The 15,618-nt window shown below is 65.1% G+C and carries 16 protein-coding genes; 9 read left to right on the top strand and 7 right to left on the bottom strand.

Translation table 11 applies throughout. The features are described from left to right. Window positions 1-66 precede the first annotated feature (66 nt). From pdhA to QM588_RS17640, 3 genes are read left to right on the top strand one after another with little or no spacing between them, the layout of a single operon-like run. Entirely contained in the window at window positions 67-1,149 is a 1,083-nt protein-coding gene (pdhA, locus tag QM588_RS17650) for a pyruvate dehydrogenase (acetyl-transferring) E1 component subunit alpha (RefSeq protein WP_283315209.1), read from the top strand. Beyond that, window positions 1,146-2,150 carry an alpha-ketoacid dehydrogenase subunit beta gene (locus QM588_RS17645; protein WP_032371090.1) on the top strand — a complete coding sequence of 335 codons (1,005 nt, stop codon included), beginning with the start codon at window positions 1,146-1,148 and terminating at the stop codon, window positions 2,148-2,150. Before pdhA ends, QM588_RS17645 begins: the two co-directional genes overlap by 4 nt. Window positions 2,151-2,209: 59 nt before the next feature. Beyond that, window positions 2,210-3,520, top strand: coding sequence for a dihydrolipoamide acetyltransferase family protein (locus tag QM588_RS17640; protein WP_283315206.1), 1,311 nt, complete (start codon window positions 2,210-2,212; stop codon window positions 3,518-3,520). Window positions 3,521-3,552: 32 nt separating this feature from the next. Here QM588_RS17640 and QM588_RS17635 read toward each other — a convergent pair whose 3' ends face one another. Next, on the bottom strand, window positions 3,553-5,022 hold the full coding sequence (locus tag QM588_RS17635; protein WP_283315204.1) for an MDR family MFS transporter: 1,470 nt from the start codon (window positions 5,020-5,022) through the stop codon (window positions 3,553-3,555). Between the two features lie 110 nt (window positions 5,023-5,132). Between QM588_RS17635 and QM588_RS17630 the strand changes: the two genes are divergently transcribed. Beyond that, complete coding sequence (locus QM588_RS17630; RefSeq protein ID WP_283315202.1) at window positions 5,133-5,780, top strand: TetR/AcrR family transcriptional regulator; 648 nt, start codon at window positions 5,133-5,135, stop codon at window positions 5,778-5,780. A gap of 67 nt (window positions 5,781-5,847) precedes the next feature. Here the strand turns inward: QM588_RS17630 and QM588_RS17625 are convergent, their stop codons facing one another. Then, window positions 5,848-6,990, bottom strand: a complete 1,143-nt coding sequence (locus tag QM588_RS17625) for an NAD(P)/FAD-dependent oxidoreductase (protein WP_283315200.1) — start codon at window positions 6,988-6,990, stop codon at window positions 5,848-5,850. Continuing rightward, a complete protein-coding gene (locus tag QM588_RS17620) occupies window positions 6,987-7,484 on the bottom strand; it encodes an Lrp/AsnC family transcriptional regulator (RefSeq protein ID WP_027496240.1) in 498 nt (165 codons plus the stop codon). Before QM588_RS17620 ends, QM588_RS17625 begins: the two co-directional genes overlap by 4 nt. A 172-nt stretch (window positions 7,485-7,656) precedes the next feature. On the opposite strand from QM588_RS17620, the gene QM588_RS17615 reads away from it, so the two are divergent. After that, window positions 7,657-8,223 (top strand): antibiotic biosynthesis monooxygenase, encoded by a 567-nt coding sequence (locus QM588_RS17615; RefSeq protein WP_032366526.1) that lies wholly within the window; start codon window positions 7,657-7,659, stop codon window positions 8,221-8,223. Window positions 8,224-8,269: 46 nt separating this feature from the next. Further along, on the top strand, window positions 8,270-8,794 hold the full coding sequence (locus QM588_RS17610) for a peroxiredoxin (protein ID WP_027496242.1): 525 nt from the start codon (window positions 8,270-8,272) through the stop codon (window positions 8,792-8,794). A gap of 3 nt (window positions 8,795-8,797) precedes the next feature. Here the strand turns inward: QM588_RS17610 and QM588_RS17605 are convergent, their stop codons facing one another. Next, entirely contained in the window at window positions 8,798-8,920 is a 123-nt protein-coding gene (locus QM588_RS17605; protein WP_255032376.1) for a hypothetical protein, read from the bottom strand. A 112-nt stretch (window positions 8,921-9,032) separates the two neighbouring features. Between QM588_RS17605 and QM588_RS17600 the strand changes: the two genes are divergently transcribed. Continuing rightward, window positions 9,033-10,151, top strand: a complete 1,119-nt coding sequence (locus QM588_RS17600) for a class I SAM-dependent methyltransferase (protein ID WP_283315194.1) — start codon at window positions 9,033-9,035, stop codon at window positions 10,149-10,151. Between the two features lie 24 nt (window positions 10,152-10,175). On the opposite strand, the gene QM588_RS17595 is transcribed toward QM588_RS17600, so the two are convergent. Continuing rightward, entirely contained in the window at window positions 10,176-10,601 is a 426-nt protein-coding gene (locus QM588_RS17595) for a hypothetical protein (protein WP_027496244.1), read from the bottom strand. A 197-nt stretch (window positions 10,602-10,798) separates the two neighbouring features. Here QM588_RS17595 and QM588_RS17590 point away from each other — a divergent pair, with 197 nt between their 5' ends. After that, window positions 10,799-11,647 (top strand): Bax inhibitor-1/YccA family protein, encoded by an 849-nt coding sequence (locus QM588_RS17590; protein ID WP_283315190.1) that lies wholly within the window; start codon window positions 10,799-10,801, stop codon window positions 11,645-11,647. A gap of 65 nt (window positions 11,648-11,712) precedes the next feature. Here the strand turns inward: QM588_RS17590 and QM588_RS17585 are convergent, their stop codons facing one another. After that, complete coding sequence (locus QM588_RS17585) at window positions 11,713-12,933, bottom strand: acetyl-CoA C-acetyltransferase (RefSeq protein ID WP_283315187.1); 1,221 nt, start codon at window positions 12,931-12,933, stop codon at window positions 11,713-11,715. Between the two features lie 72 nt (window positions 12,934-13,005). Further along, a complete protein-coding gene (locus tag QM588_RS17580; protein WP_442972941.1) occupies window positions 13,006-14,052 on the bottom strand; it encodes an SGNH/GDSL hydrolase family protein in 1,047 nt (348 codons plus the stop codon). Window positions 14,053-14,114: 62 nt separating this feature from the next. Between QM588_RS17580 and QM588_RS17575 the strand changes: the two genes are divergently transcribed. After that, entirely contained in the window at window positions 14,115-15,500 is a 1,386-nt protein-coding gene (locus QM588_RS17575; RefSeq protein WP_283315182.1) for a cystathionine beta-synthase, read from the top strand. Window positions 15,501-15,618 lie beyond the last annotated feature (118 nt).

Raw genomic sequence — 15,618 nt, 5'->3', positions numbered from 1 at the left:
GTGCACGCTGGGCGTCGGTGGTGTCCTTGTGAAGGACATCACATCACGACGGAGAGTGCCACGCACATGAACACCACCTCGCTGGTACAGCTGATCAAGGAATCCGGAACGGTGGTCCGCAACGCGACGTATTCACCTCTGGTCGCGGACATCGACACGGCTGCGATGAAGGAGATCTATCGCGATCTCGTGGTCGTCCGGCGCATCGACGCCGAGGCCACCGCGCTGCAGCGGCAAGGCGAATTGGGGCTGTGGGCTCCGTTGCTCGGACAGGAGGCGGCGCAGGTCGGCTCGGCCCGCGCACTCGACTCCGAGGACTTCGTGTTCGCCAGCTACCGCGAGCACGGAGTCGCCTACTGCCGCGGAGTCGATCCCACGCGGATGCTCCGTTTCTGGCGGGGATCGACCCTGTCGGGATGGGACCCGTACGAATATCGCATGACGACGCCGGCGATCATCGTCGGTTCGCAAGGCCTGCACGCGACCGGATACGCGATCGGCATGCAGCTAGAGGGTGCCGACGGTGCGGCCATCACCTACTTCGGAGACGGAGCGACCAGCCAGGGCGATATCTCGGAAGCTCTCGGGTTCGCGGCCAGTTTCCATGCACCGGTGGTGTTCTTCTGCCAGAACAACCAGTGGGCGATCTCCGAACCGGTCACCGTGCAGACCAAGTCCACGATCGCGGCACGCGGTGAGGGATTCGGCATCCCATCGGTACGAGTCGACGGAAACGACGTTCTCGCTGTGCTGGCCGTGACCAGAGCAGCGCTGGCCCGAGCCCGTGAGGGCAGCGGCCCGACACTCATCGAAGCCGTCACCTACCGCATGGGGCCGCACACCACGTCCGACGATCCGACGAGATATCGATCCGGGGCGATGGACGACGAGTGGCGTGCCAAGGATCCGATCGACCGAATCGAGAAGCTGCTCACACGAATCGGCGTGTTCGACGAGGAGTTCGTGGCCTCGGTCGAGCGGACGGCGGACGACGTCGCCGCCGAACTGCGTCGCGGATGCCTCGAGACCGTCGAACCCGCAGCGATGACGGTGTTCGACAACGTCTACGCCGACCCGCACTCTCTGCTCGACGACGAGCGGGCCCAATTCGCCTCCTACCAAGCTGGATTCGAAGGAGTCACGTCATGACCACCCTGGAACGGCCCACCAGCCTGCCGCTCGGCAAAGCCATCAATGCCGGCCTGCGTCGCGCTATGGAGAACGACCCCAAGGTGTTGCTGATGGGCGAGGACATCGGCAAGCTCGGTGGCGTGTTCCGCATCACCGACGGTCTGCAGAAGGACTTCGGGCCCGGACGAGTACTGGACATGCCGCTGGCCGAATCGGGCATCATAGGTACCGCAGTGGGCCTGGCGATGCGCGGATTCCGTCCCGTGTGCGAGATCCAGTTCGACGGCTTCATCTACCCGGCGTTCGATCAGATCGTGTCGCAGGTGGCCAAACTGCACTATCGCACGAGCGGAAATGTCAAGATCCCGATGACCATCCGAGTGCCCTACGGCGGCGGAATCGGTGCAGTGGAACATCATTCGGAATCACCGGAGGGCTACTTCGCCCAGACCGCCGGATTGCGCGTGGTGACCTGCAGCAACGCCGCCGACGGCTACTCGATGATCCAGCAGGCCATTGCCAGCGACGATCCCGTGCTGTTCTTCGAACCCAAACGTCGATACTGGGAGAAGAGTCCGATCGACCTCGGTGTCGACGATCTCGACACCGCCTTTCCGCTGCATCGGGCGCGGGTGGTCACCGAGGGCACCGACATCACACTGGTGGCCTACGGACCGTTGGTCTCCACTGCCCGTAAGGCAGCCGAAGTTGCGGCACACGAGGGTATCTCGATCGAGGTCATCGATCTGCGGTCGCTCTCGCCGATCGACTTCGAGACCGTCGAAGCGTCGGTGCGCAAGACCGGACGGCTCGTCGTCACACACGAGGCACCGGTCTTCATGGGACTCGGCTCGGAGATAGCCGCTCGCATCTCCGAGCGGTGCTTCTACAACCTCGAAGCGCCGGTGCTGCGGGTCGGTGGATTCGGAACTCCGTACCCGGCGTCGAAGCTCGAGAAGTTCTATCTTCCCGACGTCGACCGGATCCTCGACGCAGTGGACCGCTGCCGTTCCCACTGAGCTGCCGTTTCGCCTCGATCACACATTCTCCGCCGATACCGACCGAACAGGATTCGACGATGTCCACCATCAAGAGTTTTCCGCTGCCCGACCTGGGGGAGGGCCTCACCGAGGCCGACCTGTTGACGTGGCTCGTCGCGGTCGGAGACACCATCGAACTCAACCAGAACATCGCCGAGGTCGAGACGGCCAAGGCGGCGGTCGAGTTGCCTTCACCGTTCGCCGGTGTCGTTGCTGCCCTGCATGTTTCCGAGGGCGACACGGTAGAGGTCGGAGTGCCGATCATCGACATCAGAGTCGGCGGTGAGGACGAACCCAGCACTGTCGAGGGGGCGGCATCCGAGGACGGTTCCCTGGAGCCGACCAGTTCCGAGCAGGGTGCCGTGGCGGACGAGGACGAGCGAGTCCCGGTGCTCGTGGGTTACGGCGTCGCGAAGGAAGGCTCGAGTCGACGCGGTGGCCGCGTCGACTCACCCGCAGCGTTCGCGCCGACCGATCGGAACGGAAAGCCGCTAGCGGCCCCACCGGTACGAAAGATGGCCAAGGACAACGGCGTCGATCTGAACGCGTTGCGCGCGAGTGGACGCCACGGCGACGTCACCCGTCAGGACGTGGAGTCGTATCTGCAGAGTGACACCGATGTGCAGCAGTCGGGATCCGGGCGGACGGGTCGGGAGGAGCGCACTCCGATCAAGGGTGTGCGCAAGCACACCGCCGAGGCCATGGTGCGAAGTGCGTTCACAGCACCTCATGTCACCGAATTCGTAACGGTCGATGTGACCGAGACGCTCGAACTCCTCGAGTCGCTGCGGTCCTCGACGCATTTCCGGGACGTGCGTCTGACGCCGTTGGCTCTGGTGTCCAAAGCCGTTCTCGTTGCCCTGAAATCGAATCCGTCGCTGAACTCGAGCTGGGACGAGGTTGCGCAGGAGATCGTGACGAAGTACTACGTCAACCTCGGCATCGCGGCTGCGACACCCCGCGGATTGATGGTGCCCAACATCAAGAACGCTCACGAACTCTCTCTGGTGGACATCGCGCGTGCCCTGGCCGACCTGACGCGTATCGCGAAGGAGGGCAAGAGCAGTCCGGCCGATCTGGCCGACGGCACCATCACCATCACCAACGTGGGGGTGTTCGGAGTCGACGCAGGCACGCCGATCCTCAACCCGGGCGAGGCGGCCATCCTGTGCTTCGGGTCCATCCGTCGAACACCGTGGGAACACAACGGCGAGATCGCTTTACGGTCGGTGACGACACTGTCGCTCTCGTTCGATCATCGACTGGTCGACGGCCAGCAGGGGTCGGAATTCCTCGCCCTGGTCGGTCGTCTGCTGACTCACCCGCTCGATCTGATCTCGCTCGGCTGATCGCGGCGGCGCGGTGGGGATCCCGCCGTGGTTCAGTGAACCGGTTGCGCCGACACGGCCTCGTCTCGATCATCGCTTGCCTGTGCTCGGATGAAGAACGACGCAGCCACCGCCACCAGTGACACCGCCCCACCGCACAGAAATGCGGTGTGGATGCCTGCCTCGGAACCACCCACCTGCGTTGCCCCGTCGGAGATTCGGGCTGCTGCAGTGTTCGACATGACGGTGACGAACAACGCGGTGCCAGCGGCTCCGGCCAGCTGCTGCACGGTGTTGAAGATTGCGCTGCCGTGCGAGTACAGGCGGGTGGGTAGGGATCCGAGCGAGGAGGTCATCAGCGGAGTCATGATGAGCGCGAGCCCCGCCGAGAGCAGCATATGGATTCCGACGACCAGCGGTAGTGCCGACTGTGCGTCCAGTACCGTCATCGACCACAACGCGGCGCTCACCACGATGGCTCCGGGAATGACCAACGGACGCGGCCCGATTCGGTCGAAGATGCGTCCGACGAAGGGTGCGAGCAGACCCATCAGCAATCCGCCGGGCAGGAGCATCAGGCCGGTTGCGAGTGTGTCGAGACCGCGCACGTTCTGCAGATACATCGGCAGGAGGATCAGGGCACCGAACAGGGCCATCATCGAGATCGCGATCATGCCGAGTCCGATGCTGAAGGTGGGGGTGCGGAACGGACGCATGTCCAGCAGCGCGCCGCCGCTTTCCTGGCGGGCGATCTGCCGCAGCACGAAGACGACGAGTGCGATCACTCCCACCACCAACGGCAACCAGACCGGTACGACGGACTCCTCGGCAGAATGGCCGAGGCTGCTCAGTCCGTAGACGATGCCACCGAACGCCAAGGCGGACAACACGACCGACGCGGGATCGAACGAGGGCCGTCCCGTCTCGGTCACGTTCTTCACCAGTGTGGTTCCGATACCGAACGCGACGAGCGCGATGGGAAGCACGAGCCAGAACATCCAACGCCAATTCAACGAGTCGAGAATGACTCCCGAGATGGTGGGGCCAACGGCCGGTGCGACGGCGATGACGATGGAGATCACACCCATCATCGCGCCGCGCTTGTGGGCCGGGACGACGGTGAGCACCGTTGTCATGAGCAGCGGCAGCATGATCGCCGTCCCGCTGGCCTGCGTGATGCGGCCGAGCAGAAGTAGCTCGAAACCGGGGGCCGAGGCCGCGAGCAGGGTGCCGACGGTGAACAGGGTCATCGCTGTCATGAACACCTGACGCAGCGTGAAGCGTTGGAACAGGTAGCCGGTGACGGGAATGACCACCGCCATGGTCAGTAGGAATCCGGTGGTGAGCCACTGGGCCGTCGTTGCCGTGATCTCGAGGTCGACCATCAGGGTCGGGAGCGCCACGCTCATGATCGTCTCGTTGAGGATCATGACGAAGGCCGCGATGACCAATATGCCGATCAGTAGCTTGCTGCCCGGCGCGAGCTGCTCGTCGGGGGTGCGGTCGGTCTCGGGTGAACTCATGTGTCGACAAACTTTCGCGTATGGGATCGAAGCGTGCAATCGTATGTAGATAGCTTCAATCATTATGACAGTGACTGTCAACTTGACGATTGCTGGTAAGTTGACAGCGAATGACGACCGCAGCCGACGGATGGACGAGGATGAGCGAACGAGTGCCGGACCTGCGAGAGCGACGTCGCCGAGACACTCGGCTCGAGATCACTCGCGCCGCACTCGAGCTGTTCGAGAAGCAGGGCTGCGCCGCGACCACGGTGGACGAGATCGCGCGCCGAGCGGGGGTGTCACCGAGTACGTTCTTTCGCAGCTTCGCCTCGAAGGAGGAGTCCGTTCTCGGCGTCGACCCTGACTTCGAGGTCGACTTCGACCAGTGGCTCGCTGCTACCGCGCCCGAGCACATCACGTTGCCTGGAATCGAAGCGTTGTACGAGCAGTCCGTCGAGCGACTGTCGACAGCGCCCGAGGAGGCGCGTGACCGACTCCTGCGCACTCGGCGACTGATCGGAATCGACGCGCATCTGCGAGCCGCAGCCTTCGCGGCCGACGCGATGACACTGTGCCGCGTCACCGATGCGGTGACCGAGCGCCTCGGTGGCCACGAATCACGTTCGTATGCACGATTGTTGGTCGAAAGTGCCGGTATGGCCCTGCGCATAGCCTTCGACGACTGGGCGGTACGAATCGACGGCGGGCGCGATGCCGACCTGCTGGGCATCTATCGGACGACAGTGCGTGATCTGCGACGCGTCGTTGCCGGCTGACGTCTCACGTCGTGAGTGGAACTTCGTAGCCCAGGTCGAGTTTCCGCGCACGTGGCGCGCAGCGCCTCTAGCCGAGGCGGCGGGGCGACAGATCCGCTTCGAGAAGACCGCGCTCGGCCACGTCGGCCGGAACCGGTTCTCCGCGAACGACAGCCGCACCGACCCGAGCCAGCGCCGCGCACGTCTGGATTCCGTAGCCGCCCTGCCCGGCGCACCAGAAGAAGCCCTCGAGCTCGGGGTCGAACCCGACCACCGGGGTGCGATCGGGAACGAAGCTGCGCAAACCGGCCCAGGACGAACGAACGTGCCGCGCAGTCAGGGTGGTCGCCTCGGCGATGTCGTCGAACGCCCGCGCGATCTCCAACTCGTCCGGGCGGGCATCGCTCGGTTCGACCGCCGTCTCGTCGGCCGGCGAGCACAAGAGTTGTGCCCCTTCGGGTTTGATGTAGAACTTCTCGTCGATGTCGCTCAGGGTCGCCAGCTTCTCGGTGTCGAGATCGTCGGGTGCGGAGACCATGAAGACCGACCTGCGCTTGGGAACCAGGCCGATGTGGCCGGCCCCCGCCATCGCGCCGACGACATCCGCCCAGGCCCCTGCCGCGTTCACGACCAGTGGAGCCCGATGCGTCGTCCCGTTCGAGGTGCGTACGTGCCACAGACCGTTCACTCGCTCGAGTTCGGTCACCGCAGCGTTGGTGTGAATCCGACCGCCCCGCTGCCGTAGACCACCGACGAAGCCCTGATGCAGCGCATGGACGTCGACCTCCATCGAATGCGGTTCGTACAGAGCGCAATCGATCAGCTCGGGCCGCAGCGGTGGGAAGAATGTGCAGGCGTCGGTGGGGGATACCAGCTGCGCGTCGGGAGTGAGGCGACTGACCTCGGTGTACATCGCTTCGAGGGCATCGCCGCGTCCCGTTGCCGCGAATTGCAACAGCGGACGCGGAGTGAGCAAATCCGACCGGAAGCAGTCGGGTGGGTTCACCAGAAAGTCTCGGCTGGCGGTCGTCAAGGCGCGAATCGTGTTGTTGCCGTACGTCTCCAGAAACAGAGCCGCGGATCGACCGGTGGTGTGGAACGCCAGCGTGGACTCACGCTCGAGCAGTGTGACGCGGCGGTCGCCGGCGAGTTCGTATGCGAGTGAGACACCGCCGATGCCGCCGCCGATGACGACGACGTCGGAGAGGGCGGACTCTTCGGTGGCGCTCATGGATGTCTCCTGTTCGGCTTCGGCGTGAACCACTGCGCTCCGGGGCCGACTGCTTCGTCGAAGATCAGCCACGTCCGCGTCGAGAGTATCCCGTCCAGCCCTTGCAACTTGTCGAGCACCAGGTGCCGCAATGCCGAGTTGTCCGGAGCGCGGACGAGGACCAAGGCGTCGAAATCACCGCCCATCAAGCTGACGTGTTCGACGAAGGGGAACGTGCTGAGGTCGTCGGCGACAGCGCGCCAGGAATCCTGCCGAATCGACAGTGCGACATAGGCGGATGCGCCGAACCCGGCTTTCTCGTACGCGATACGGGCGGTGAAACCCTCGATCACACCTTCGTCGACGAGGCGGTCGACGCGGACGTAGGCATGTGCGCGGGAAATGTGGGTGGCCTCGGCGAGGGCCCGCATGGACATGCGGCCGTCTCGGCTCAGTTCGGTGACGATCCGTCGGTCGACGTCGTCGAGTTCGTACTCGGTCTCGCTCGGTGCCATACGTCCACTCCAGACCGATCGCGATGGAAGCTCGTGGACGAATAGTCACACAGCGAGCTCCAGTATGCCATCGGTCTGCAATCCGGTTCCTGATTTGATACTCGGTCCATTTCGACACAGTCTGTGTAGAACGCATCGACGACGAACCAGCGCAGGAGGGGACCCCATGGCCATGACCGACACGCTCGAGCACGTCACGACCTCGGTCGCACGACGCGTTCGCGAGGGACACGAGGCGGACTTCGTCGAATGGACCGACCGGGGCATCGACCTGGTGCGAACCTTCCCGGGCTTTCTCGGCGGAGGCTGGCTGCGCAGTTCGGCCGAATCCAGTGACTATCACGTGGTGTATCGCTTCGAGACGCACGACCATCTCGAGGCGTGGTTGCGTTCGGAAGCCAGGCGCGATTGGCTCGGCCGTGGTCGACCGATAGCCGACGACGTTGTGACACATCGCCTTTCCGGCGTTGAGGGATGGTTCGAGCCACAGTCGAACCTCACCGACGCCGTGCGCGTCGTGGGCGGTCCGCCGCCGCGGTGGAAGCAGGCCGTGTCCATCGGTGTTGCGTTCTATGCCGTCAGCCTGTTGGTGAACCTCGTGATCACCCCGCATCTCACCCACCTGAACGTGGCCCTGCGCACCGCGGTCGTGGTGATGATGTGCACTCCGCTGATGGTGTACGTGGTGATGCCGTTCGTCACCGCACGACTGCGAAAGTGGCTGGTACCGCGCGGTTGACGGCCACGGCCCGGCTCGTTCCGAGCTGGGCGGTACCCTCTGCGTCATGCGAATCGGACAGACCGCCCCGGATTTCGAGCTGCCCGATCATTCCGGTGAACGCCGTGCTCTCACCGAGCTGACGGCGTCGGGGCCGGTGGTGCTGTTCTTCTATCCGGCCGCGAACAGTCCGATCTGCACGGCCGAGGCGTGCCATTTCCGGGATCTGGGTGCCGAGTTCGGCAGGTTCGGTGCGCAGCGAGTGGGCATCAGCACCGATACCCGAGACAAGAACCAACATTTCGCGCTGCAGCGGTCGTTCGACTTCCCGCTGCTCTCGGATTCCGACGGTGCGGTGGCAGAACAGTTCGGAGTGCGTCGCGGCGGGTGGTTCGCCCGTAGGCGTCGACTTCGGGATTTCGAGCGCGGCCACTCGAACGTGGCTCGTCGCAGTTACCTACGGCAGTTGTTGTCCGTGAAGCGGACGACGTTCGTGATCGATCGGCACCGTACGGTGCGGATGGTGGTGCAGAGCGAGCGCGGTCACGTACACGCGACCAAGGCGCTGGAGTACCTGCGATACCTGTCGTGAGGGTCAGTCGTTGGCACCGCTGAAGAGGGCGGTGTAGACGGCGGGCTTCGTCGCTTCGGCCGAGGCATCGGTCGATGCGTCGTCGGGATGGCTGAAGAGCGCCTCGTTCTTGTCTTTGTGTTCCATTCCCCGAGCATGCACCTCATCGGTCGCAATAGCCACTTGCCGCGCGGAACGGGCCGGTGAACCGTCGAAACGACCGGTCGGGGCACAGCTGCCAGGGTGGAATACTGCCCGGGTGTCCGATGAAACGTTATTCGAAGCTCTGCGGCGTGAGCCCGATGCCGAGGCGCCCAATCTGCATGCTGTCGACGCGGCAGATCGCCTGCTGCTCGATACCGTCGACGAGCTGGGGGTCGACCGCACGGCGCCGATAGCTGTGATCGGCGATCGCTACGGCGCTCTGACTCTGGGAGCGACAGCCTTGGGGTTCACCGACGTGCGGGTGCATCAGGACGCTGTCACTGGCATACGAGCTCTGGAACTGAACGCGGCGCGGGTGTCGATGGTCGGCACGTACACCCACCACGGGCTGGGTGCGGAACTGCTCGACGGCGTCGGCACCGTGTTGATGCAGTTGCCGCGAGGTCTGGCCGAGCTCACCGAGATCGCCGAGCACATCGCGGCGCATGCGCCCGAGAATGTCGTCGTCCTGGCCGGCGGGCGAGACAAACACATGACGCCCGCGATGAACGACATCCTCGGGCGGTCGTTCGAGACCGTCACGGCGGGCCGGGGACGGCAGAAGGCGCGGGTGCTGACCGCGACCGGGGCAACGCCGTCCGAGATGACGTATCCGGTCAGCAAGCGAATCGACGACCTCGGCCTGACGGTCGTGGCTCACGGCGCGGTCTTCGCCGGGGCCGGCCTCGATATCGGGACGAGGTTCCTACTGGGGTTCGTGCCGAAGATGGCACCTCGCGCAACCAACGCCGTCGATCTGGGGTGCGGCAGTGGAATCCTCGCGACCGAATTGGCTCGAACCAGGCCCGGTCTCGAGGTGATCGCGACGGACCGATCGGCCGCGGCCATCGCGTCGGCCGCTGCCACCGCCGAAGCGAACGGGACGACGATCTCGGTGGTGGCCGACGACGCGATGTCGACGTTCGAGTCCCAGTCGGTGGATCTGATCGTCTGCAACCCTCCGTTCCACGAGGGCGCTGCAGTACACACAGGCGGGGCAGGCAAGTTGTTCGAGGCCGCCGGACGCGTGCTGCGACCAGGCGGACAGATGTGGACGGTGTTCAATACCCACCTGAACTATCGTCGGGCTCTCGCCGACGCCGTCGGGCCCACCGATCCGATGGGTCGCAACACGAAGTTCACCGTCACTCGCTCGGTGCGCCCGAGCGAGTGACGGTGAACACCAGGTGCGCGAACGTCAGGTGACGGGGCCGCCGTCTTCCGGGGTGCCGTCGATCTGGCCTCTGTCGCGCCCACGATCCTCGACGAGAGTGCCTTCGACGATCTCGGCCTGACGCTGGCCCTCCGCGTAATCGATGTCGGGGTCCTCGTCGGACTCCTCGATGACGTGGTCGACCAGTTCTTCGGTCAGTTCGTCGTCCGGGGTCTCGGTGATCGGGCGGTCGAGATCCTCCTCGACGGCGATGTCGGGTTCTTCTTCGCTGAGCTTGAGGTCGAGGCTCTCGCCCTCGGCCGCCTCACGGGCGGTGGTGCCGAAACTGTTGGCTTCGCTCCAGTGGTCCGGGGGATCGACCACGGTGTCCCCGTCGTCGTTGCGCACCTCGTCGGAGTCGAGGCTTTCGCTTTGGTCCAAGGTCTGGTCGGGTCCGTCTTCGATTGCCATTTCCTCATAGTGCCCGTTTCGATTCGGTGTCACACACGCGGTCGTGGCTGCCTGTCGAGGGGCGACCCGGTAGAGTCCGTTTTGTCCGACGTAGAGGTTCTCGTCACGGGAACTTTTGTCCGGATGTCGAACGTTCTACTGATGACCGACGGGGAGATCCCCGGTGGGGATCAGAACTTACGAAGGGAAGAGACACGGTGCGCACCTCCAGCAACCCGGTGTTCCGCAACCTGCCCAAGCAACAGGGCGGCGGATACGCCACATTCGGATCTGCGACGGCTGGAGCCTCGCAGGCCGCAACGTTCGGCCAGCATCCCGGAATGCAGGCCGACCCGTACACCACGCAGCCCGCTCAGCGGGCCATGACGATCGACGACGTCGTCACCAAGACCGGCATCACGCTCGGTGTGCTCAGCGTCACGGCGATCATCTCGTACTTCCTGGTCTCGGGTAATCCGGGCTTGGCCATCCCGTTCGTGATCGGCGGAGGCTTGATCGGCTTCGGCTTGGTCATGTTCGCGACGTTCGGTCGCAAGATGGACAACAAGGCAATCGTGCTCGCCTACGCCGCAGCGGAAGGTGTGTTCCTCGGCGCGCTGTCGCTGATGTTCACCGACGTCTCGTTCGGCGGAGTCGGCGGATCGGCTCTCATCGGCCAGGCCATTCTCGGTACGTTCGGTGTGTTCTTCGGCATGTTGGTCGTCTACAAGACCGGTGCCATCCGCGTCACTCCGCGTCTGACTCGCATGATCGTCGGTGCCCTCATCGGTGTCGTCGTGCTCATGCTCGGCAACCTCGTCGCCAGCTTCTTCATGGACGGTGGATTCGGGCTGCGTGACGGCGGACCCATCGCCATCATCTTCAGCCTCGTCTGCATCGGCATCGCGGCGTTCAGCTTCCTGCTCGACTTCGACCAGGCCGATCAGCTGATCCGTGCACAGGCTCCCGAGAAGGCAGCCTGGGGCGTCGCACTCGGTCTGACCATCACGTTGGTCTGGCTGTACGTCGAGATCCTGCGTCTGCTGAGCTACTTCCAGAACGACTAGTACTCACGCGAAAAGCCCCGCCACTCCGATTCGGAGGGCGGGGCTTTGTCGTTGTGTGTCTCGGATCAGCTGAGACGTTCGAGCACCATGGCCATACCCATGCCTCCGCCGACGCACATGGTCTCGACGCCGAACGTCTTGTCCTGAGTGGTCAGGTTGTTCAGCAGCGTCGTGGTGATGCGCGCACCGGTCATGCCGAACGGGTGGCCGATCGCGATGGCACCGCCGGAGACGTTGAGCTTGTCCTCCTCGATGCCGAGGTCGCGCGCCGAGCCCAGGACCTGCACCGCGAAGGCCTCGTTGATCTCGAACAGGTCGATGTCGGAGATGGACATCCCCGCGATCTTCAGCGCCTTACGGGTGGCCTCGATCGGGCCGAGGCCCATGATCTCGGGGGACGTACCGGTGACTCCGGTGGAGACGATGCGAGCCAACGGCGTCAGGCCGAGCTCTTTGGCCTTGGTGTCGCTCATGATGACGAGCGCTGCTGCGCCGTCGTTGAGCGGGCACGCGTTACCGGCGGTGATGGTGCCGTTCGGTCGGAATACCGGCTTGAGCTGGCTGATCTTCTCGTACGTGGTGCCGGCGCGAGGGCCGTCGTCGGTCTTGACGACGGTGCCGTCGGGCAGGGTCACCGGGGTGATCTCGCGCTCGAAGAAGCCGGCGTTGATGGCCTCTTCTGCGCGGTTCTGGCTGCGGACGCCCCAGCGGTCCTGGTCCTCACGGCTGATGCCGGTAAGGAGCGCGACGTTCTCGGCCGTCTGGCCCATCGCGATGTATGCGTCGGGCAGCTCACCGTTCTCGCGGGGATCGGTCCAGCTGTCCGCGCCCTCTTCCTGTGCCTTCTTGGTGCGGGCTTCGGCGTCGGCGAAGATCGGGTTGTGGCTTTCCGGAAGCGAATCCGAGCTGCCGTGGATGAAGCTGGACACGCTCTCGACGCCTGCGGAGATGAACACGTCACCCTCGCCTGCCTTGATCGCGTGCAGCGCCATGCGGGTGGTCTGCAGCGAGGACGAACAGTAGCGCGTGATCGTCGTTCCGGGGAGCGAGTCGTAGCCGAGCTGAACCGCGACGATGCGGGCGAGGTTGTTGCCCTGCATCCCGCCGGGCAGGCCGCAGCCCAGGAGCAGGTCGTCGATGTCCTTCGGGTCGAGCGAGGGCACCTTGGCCAGCGCAGCGGCGACCATCTGAGCGGTGAGGTCGTCGGGGCGAATTTCCTTGAGCGACCCCTTCATTGCCCTACCGATGGGTGAGCGCGCGGTGGCGACGATGACTGCCTCTGGCATGAGATCTCCTTCGATATCGATACTGCTTACCTGCTCTGTTACCGCCGAGTAGGCGATGTCTCCTGATCGAACTTACAACCCTGCCTGACGGCCATCTCCACGACGTAGGAGATCCTCCGCCGCGCTGCCGATTTCGGCGTCGAGCTCGGCAGTTCTGCGGCGCAGGAAGCGGTCCAACGCGGCGGTGGCGCGGGGGATGGCTCTGCGTGATTCGGCGGCGGCGGACACCGTCGGCAGTTCGGGCAGTGGGCCGCCGTGCCATACGCCGAGGGCGGAGGCGAGCACCGGCAGAATCTGTTGGGCGGCCAGCTCGTACCCCGCAGCGGACGGGTGGAAGCGGTCCGCCGAGAACATCGTGTCGGGGGCGGCCAGAAACTCGGGTGCCAGCAGATCCGCCAGGGCTACCGGATGCCCGCCGGCGCTGAGAGTCCTGGCCGTCTGGGCATGGGCCAGCCGCCGACCCCAATTGCGGACGACGGTACGCAGAGGTTGCGGAATGGCCGTCACGACACCGAGATCGGGGCACGTTCCCACCGCGACGACGCAGCCCTTGGCCGTCAATCGTTCGACTGCATCGCCCAGCCTTGCCGCTGACGCCGGAATGGAGAACTTCTTCGTGACGTCGTTCGCGCCGATGAAGATCACCGCGGCATCGGGTGGCGGGCCCGCGACGAACATGGCGTCGACCTGACCTTCGAGCCCCTTGGAGGTGGCACCTGCAATTGCTTTGGTACTCAAGCGGATTCGCTGACCGGTTTCCTCGGCCAACCCGCGGGCGAGCAGGACACCCGGGACCTCGTCGGCCACAGTGCAACCCACGCCTGCCGCGGTGGAGTCGCCGAAGATCATCAGATGAATATCTGCTGAACTTCCCATGCGCCACCGCTCAGGTGCTGCGCAGCCGGCGGTGTAGACCCCGTCGGCCTCGGGTGGCTTGGCAATGTTGCGTCCGATGACACCGCGAGCCGCGGCGGCCTGTCCCATCAGATGCCGGTACGCGGCCCAGGACGCAGTCCCTGCTCCTGAGCCTGCAAGTACCGTCGCGGCGCTCGCTTTCGCGGCGGTACGCCATCCGCTCGCCGTCACAGATCGATCCCTCTCGTCGTGCCCCCGCACCATCGTATGCGGGTGTCGACAGCCGTGGCCGAGAGTCGAATACCTGCATCTGGGAAGATGGAGCAATGCGCATCGCACAGCACATCACCGAACTCATCGGCAACACCCCGTTGGTGAAGTTGTCCTCCGTCATCGGCGACGGCGGCGGCACGGTCGCAGCCAAGATCGAGTACCTCAACCCGGGTGGTTCGTCGAAGGACCGCATCGCCGTCAAGATGATCGACGCGGCCGAGGCCTCGGGCGAGTTGAAGCCCGGTGGCACCATCGTCGAGCCCACGTCCGGTAACACCGGCGTCGGCCTCGCGCTCGTCGCTCAGCAGCGTGGCTACAAGTGTGTGTTCGTGTGCCCCGACAAGGTCGGCGAGGACAAGCGCAACGTGCTGCGTGCCTACGGTGCCGAGGTCGTCGTCTGCCCCACGGCCGTCGCGCCCGAAGACCCCAACAGTTACTACAGCGTCTCCGACCGGCTCGTCCGAGAGATCGAGGGCGCGTGGAAGCCGAACCAGTACGCCAACCCGGCCGGCCCGGCCAGCCACTACGAGACCACCGGGCCCGAGATCTGGGCCGACACCGACGGCAAGATCACGCACTTCGTCGCAGGCGTCGGCACCGGCGGAACCATCTCCGGCACCGGCAAGTACCTCAAGGAAATGTCCGGCGGCAAGGTCAAGGTAATCGGTGTCGACCCCGAGGGATCGGTGTACTCCGGTGGCACGGGACGTCCGTACCTGGTCGAGGGTGTCGGTGAGGACTTCTGGCCGACCGCCTACGACCCGTCCATCCCGGACGAGATCATCGCCGTGTCCGACAACGACTCGTTCGACATGACTCGTCGCCTTGCCCGCGAGGAAGGTCTGCTCGTCGGTGGCTCGTGCGGCATGGCTGCTGTCGCGGCCATCCAGGTTGCCGAGCGCGAAGGCCCCGACGCGTTGGTCGTCGTCCTGCTGCCCGACGGTGGCCGCGGCTACCTGGCGAAGATCTTCAACGACTCGTGGATGTCCTCGTACGGATTCCTGCGTTCGCGGCTGGACGGTACGACCGAGGAGACCTCGGTCGGCGCAGTGCTGCGCGGCAAGTCCGGCGCGCTGCCGGATCTGGTGCACACCCACCCGTCCGAGACCGTGCGCGACGCCATCGAGATCCTGCGCGAGTACGGCGTCTCGCAGATGCCCGTCGTCGGAGCCGAGCCGCCCGTCATGGCAGGCGAGGTTGCCGGCAGCGTCACCGAGCGGGACCTGCTCAGTGCCGTGTTCGAGGGGCGCGCCGCGTTGGCCGACCCCGTTGCCAAGCACATGAGCGCGCCCTTCCCACTGATCGGTGCGGGCGAAACCGTCTCCGACGCCACCAAGGCCCTCGGGGAGTCGGATGCGCTGATGGTCGTCGAAGAGGGCAAGCCCGTCGGCGTCATCACTCGCCACGATCTGCTCGGTTTCCTCAGTAAGGGAGCCTGACCGTCGTGGGGGGGGTGGGGTGTGCGGCGGGGGGGCCAAACCCCCCGCCCCGGTGGGGGGGGCGGGCCCCGGCAGGGGCGACGTGGCGCGGGGTCGGGCGGGACGGCGGGCGGGCCCG

It is taken from the genome of Rhodococcus sp. IEGM 1354, from assembly GCF_030056855.1.
Classification (GTDB): Bacteria; Actinomycetota; Actinomycetes; order Mycobacteriales; family Mycobacteriaceae; genus Rhodococcoides.
The sequence above is the reverse complement of the archived record's forward strand: the minus strand, read 5'-3'. Positions and strand labels throughout refer to the sequence as shown.

Bases quoted from the DNA above. Each gene is read 5' to 3' on its own strand.
- QM588_RS17580 (WP_442972941.1), bottom strand. From the start codon at position 14,052: ATGGTGCGGGGGCACGACGAGAGGGATCGATCTGTGACGGCGAGCGGA.
- QM588_RS17635 (WP_283315204.1), bottom strand. From the start codon at position 5,022: ATGAGTTCACCCGAGACCGACCGCACCCCCGACGAGCAGCTCGCGCCG.
- QM588_RS17645 (WP_032371090.1), top strand. From the start codon at position 1,146: ATGACCACCCTGGAACGGCCCACCAGCCTGCCGCTCGGCAAAGCCATC.
- QM588_RS17610 (WP_027496242.1), top strand. From the start codon at position 8,270: ATGCGAATCGGACAGACCGCCCCGGATTTCGAGCTGCCCGATCATTCC.
- QM588_RS17625 (WP_283315200.1), bottom strand. From the start codon at position 6,990: ATGAGCGCCACCGAAGAGTCCGCCCTCTCCGACGTCGTCGTCATCGGC.
- QM588_RS17585 (WP_283315187.1), bottom strand. From the start codon at position 12,933: ATGCCAGAGGCAGTCATCGTCGCCACCGCGCGCTCACCCATCGGTAGG.
- QM588_RS17615 (WP_032366526.1), top strand. From the start codon at position 7,657: ATGACCGACACGCTCGAGCACGTCACGACCTCGGTCGCACGACGCGTT.
- QM588_RS17605 (WP_255032376.1), bottom strand. From the start codon at position 8,920: ATGGAACACAAAGACAAGAACGAGGCGCTCTTCAGCCATCCCGACGAC.
- QM588_RS17595 (WP_027496244.1), bottom strand. From the start codon at position 10,601: ATGGCAATCGAAGACGGACCCGACCAGACCTTGGACCAAAGCGAAAGC.
- QM588_RS17630 (WP_283315202.1), top strand. From the start codon at position 5,133: ATGACGACCGCAGCCGACGGATGGACGAGGATGAGCGAACGAGTGCCG.
- QM588_RS17575 (WP_283315182.1), top strand. From the start codon at position 14,115: ATGCGCATCGCACAGCACATCACCGAACTCATCGGCAACACCCCGTTG.
- QM588_RS17620 (WP_027496240.1), bottom strand. From the start codon at position 7,484: ATGGCACCGAGCGAGACCGAGTACGAACTCGACGACGTCGACCGACGG.
- pdhA (WP_283315209.1), top strand. From the start codon at position 67: ATGAACACCACCTCGCTGGTACAGCTGATCAAGGAATCCGGAACGGTG.
- QM588_RS17640 (WP_283315206.1), top strand. From the start codon at position 2,210: ATGTCCACCATCAAGAGTTTTCCGCTGCCCGACCTGGGGGAGGGCCTC.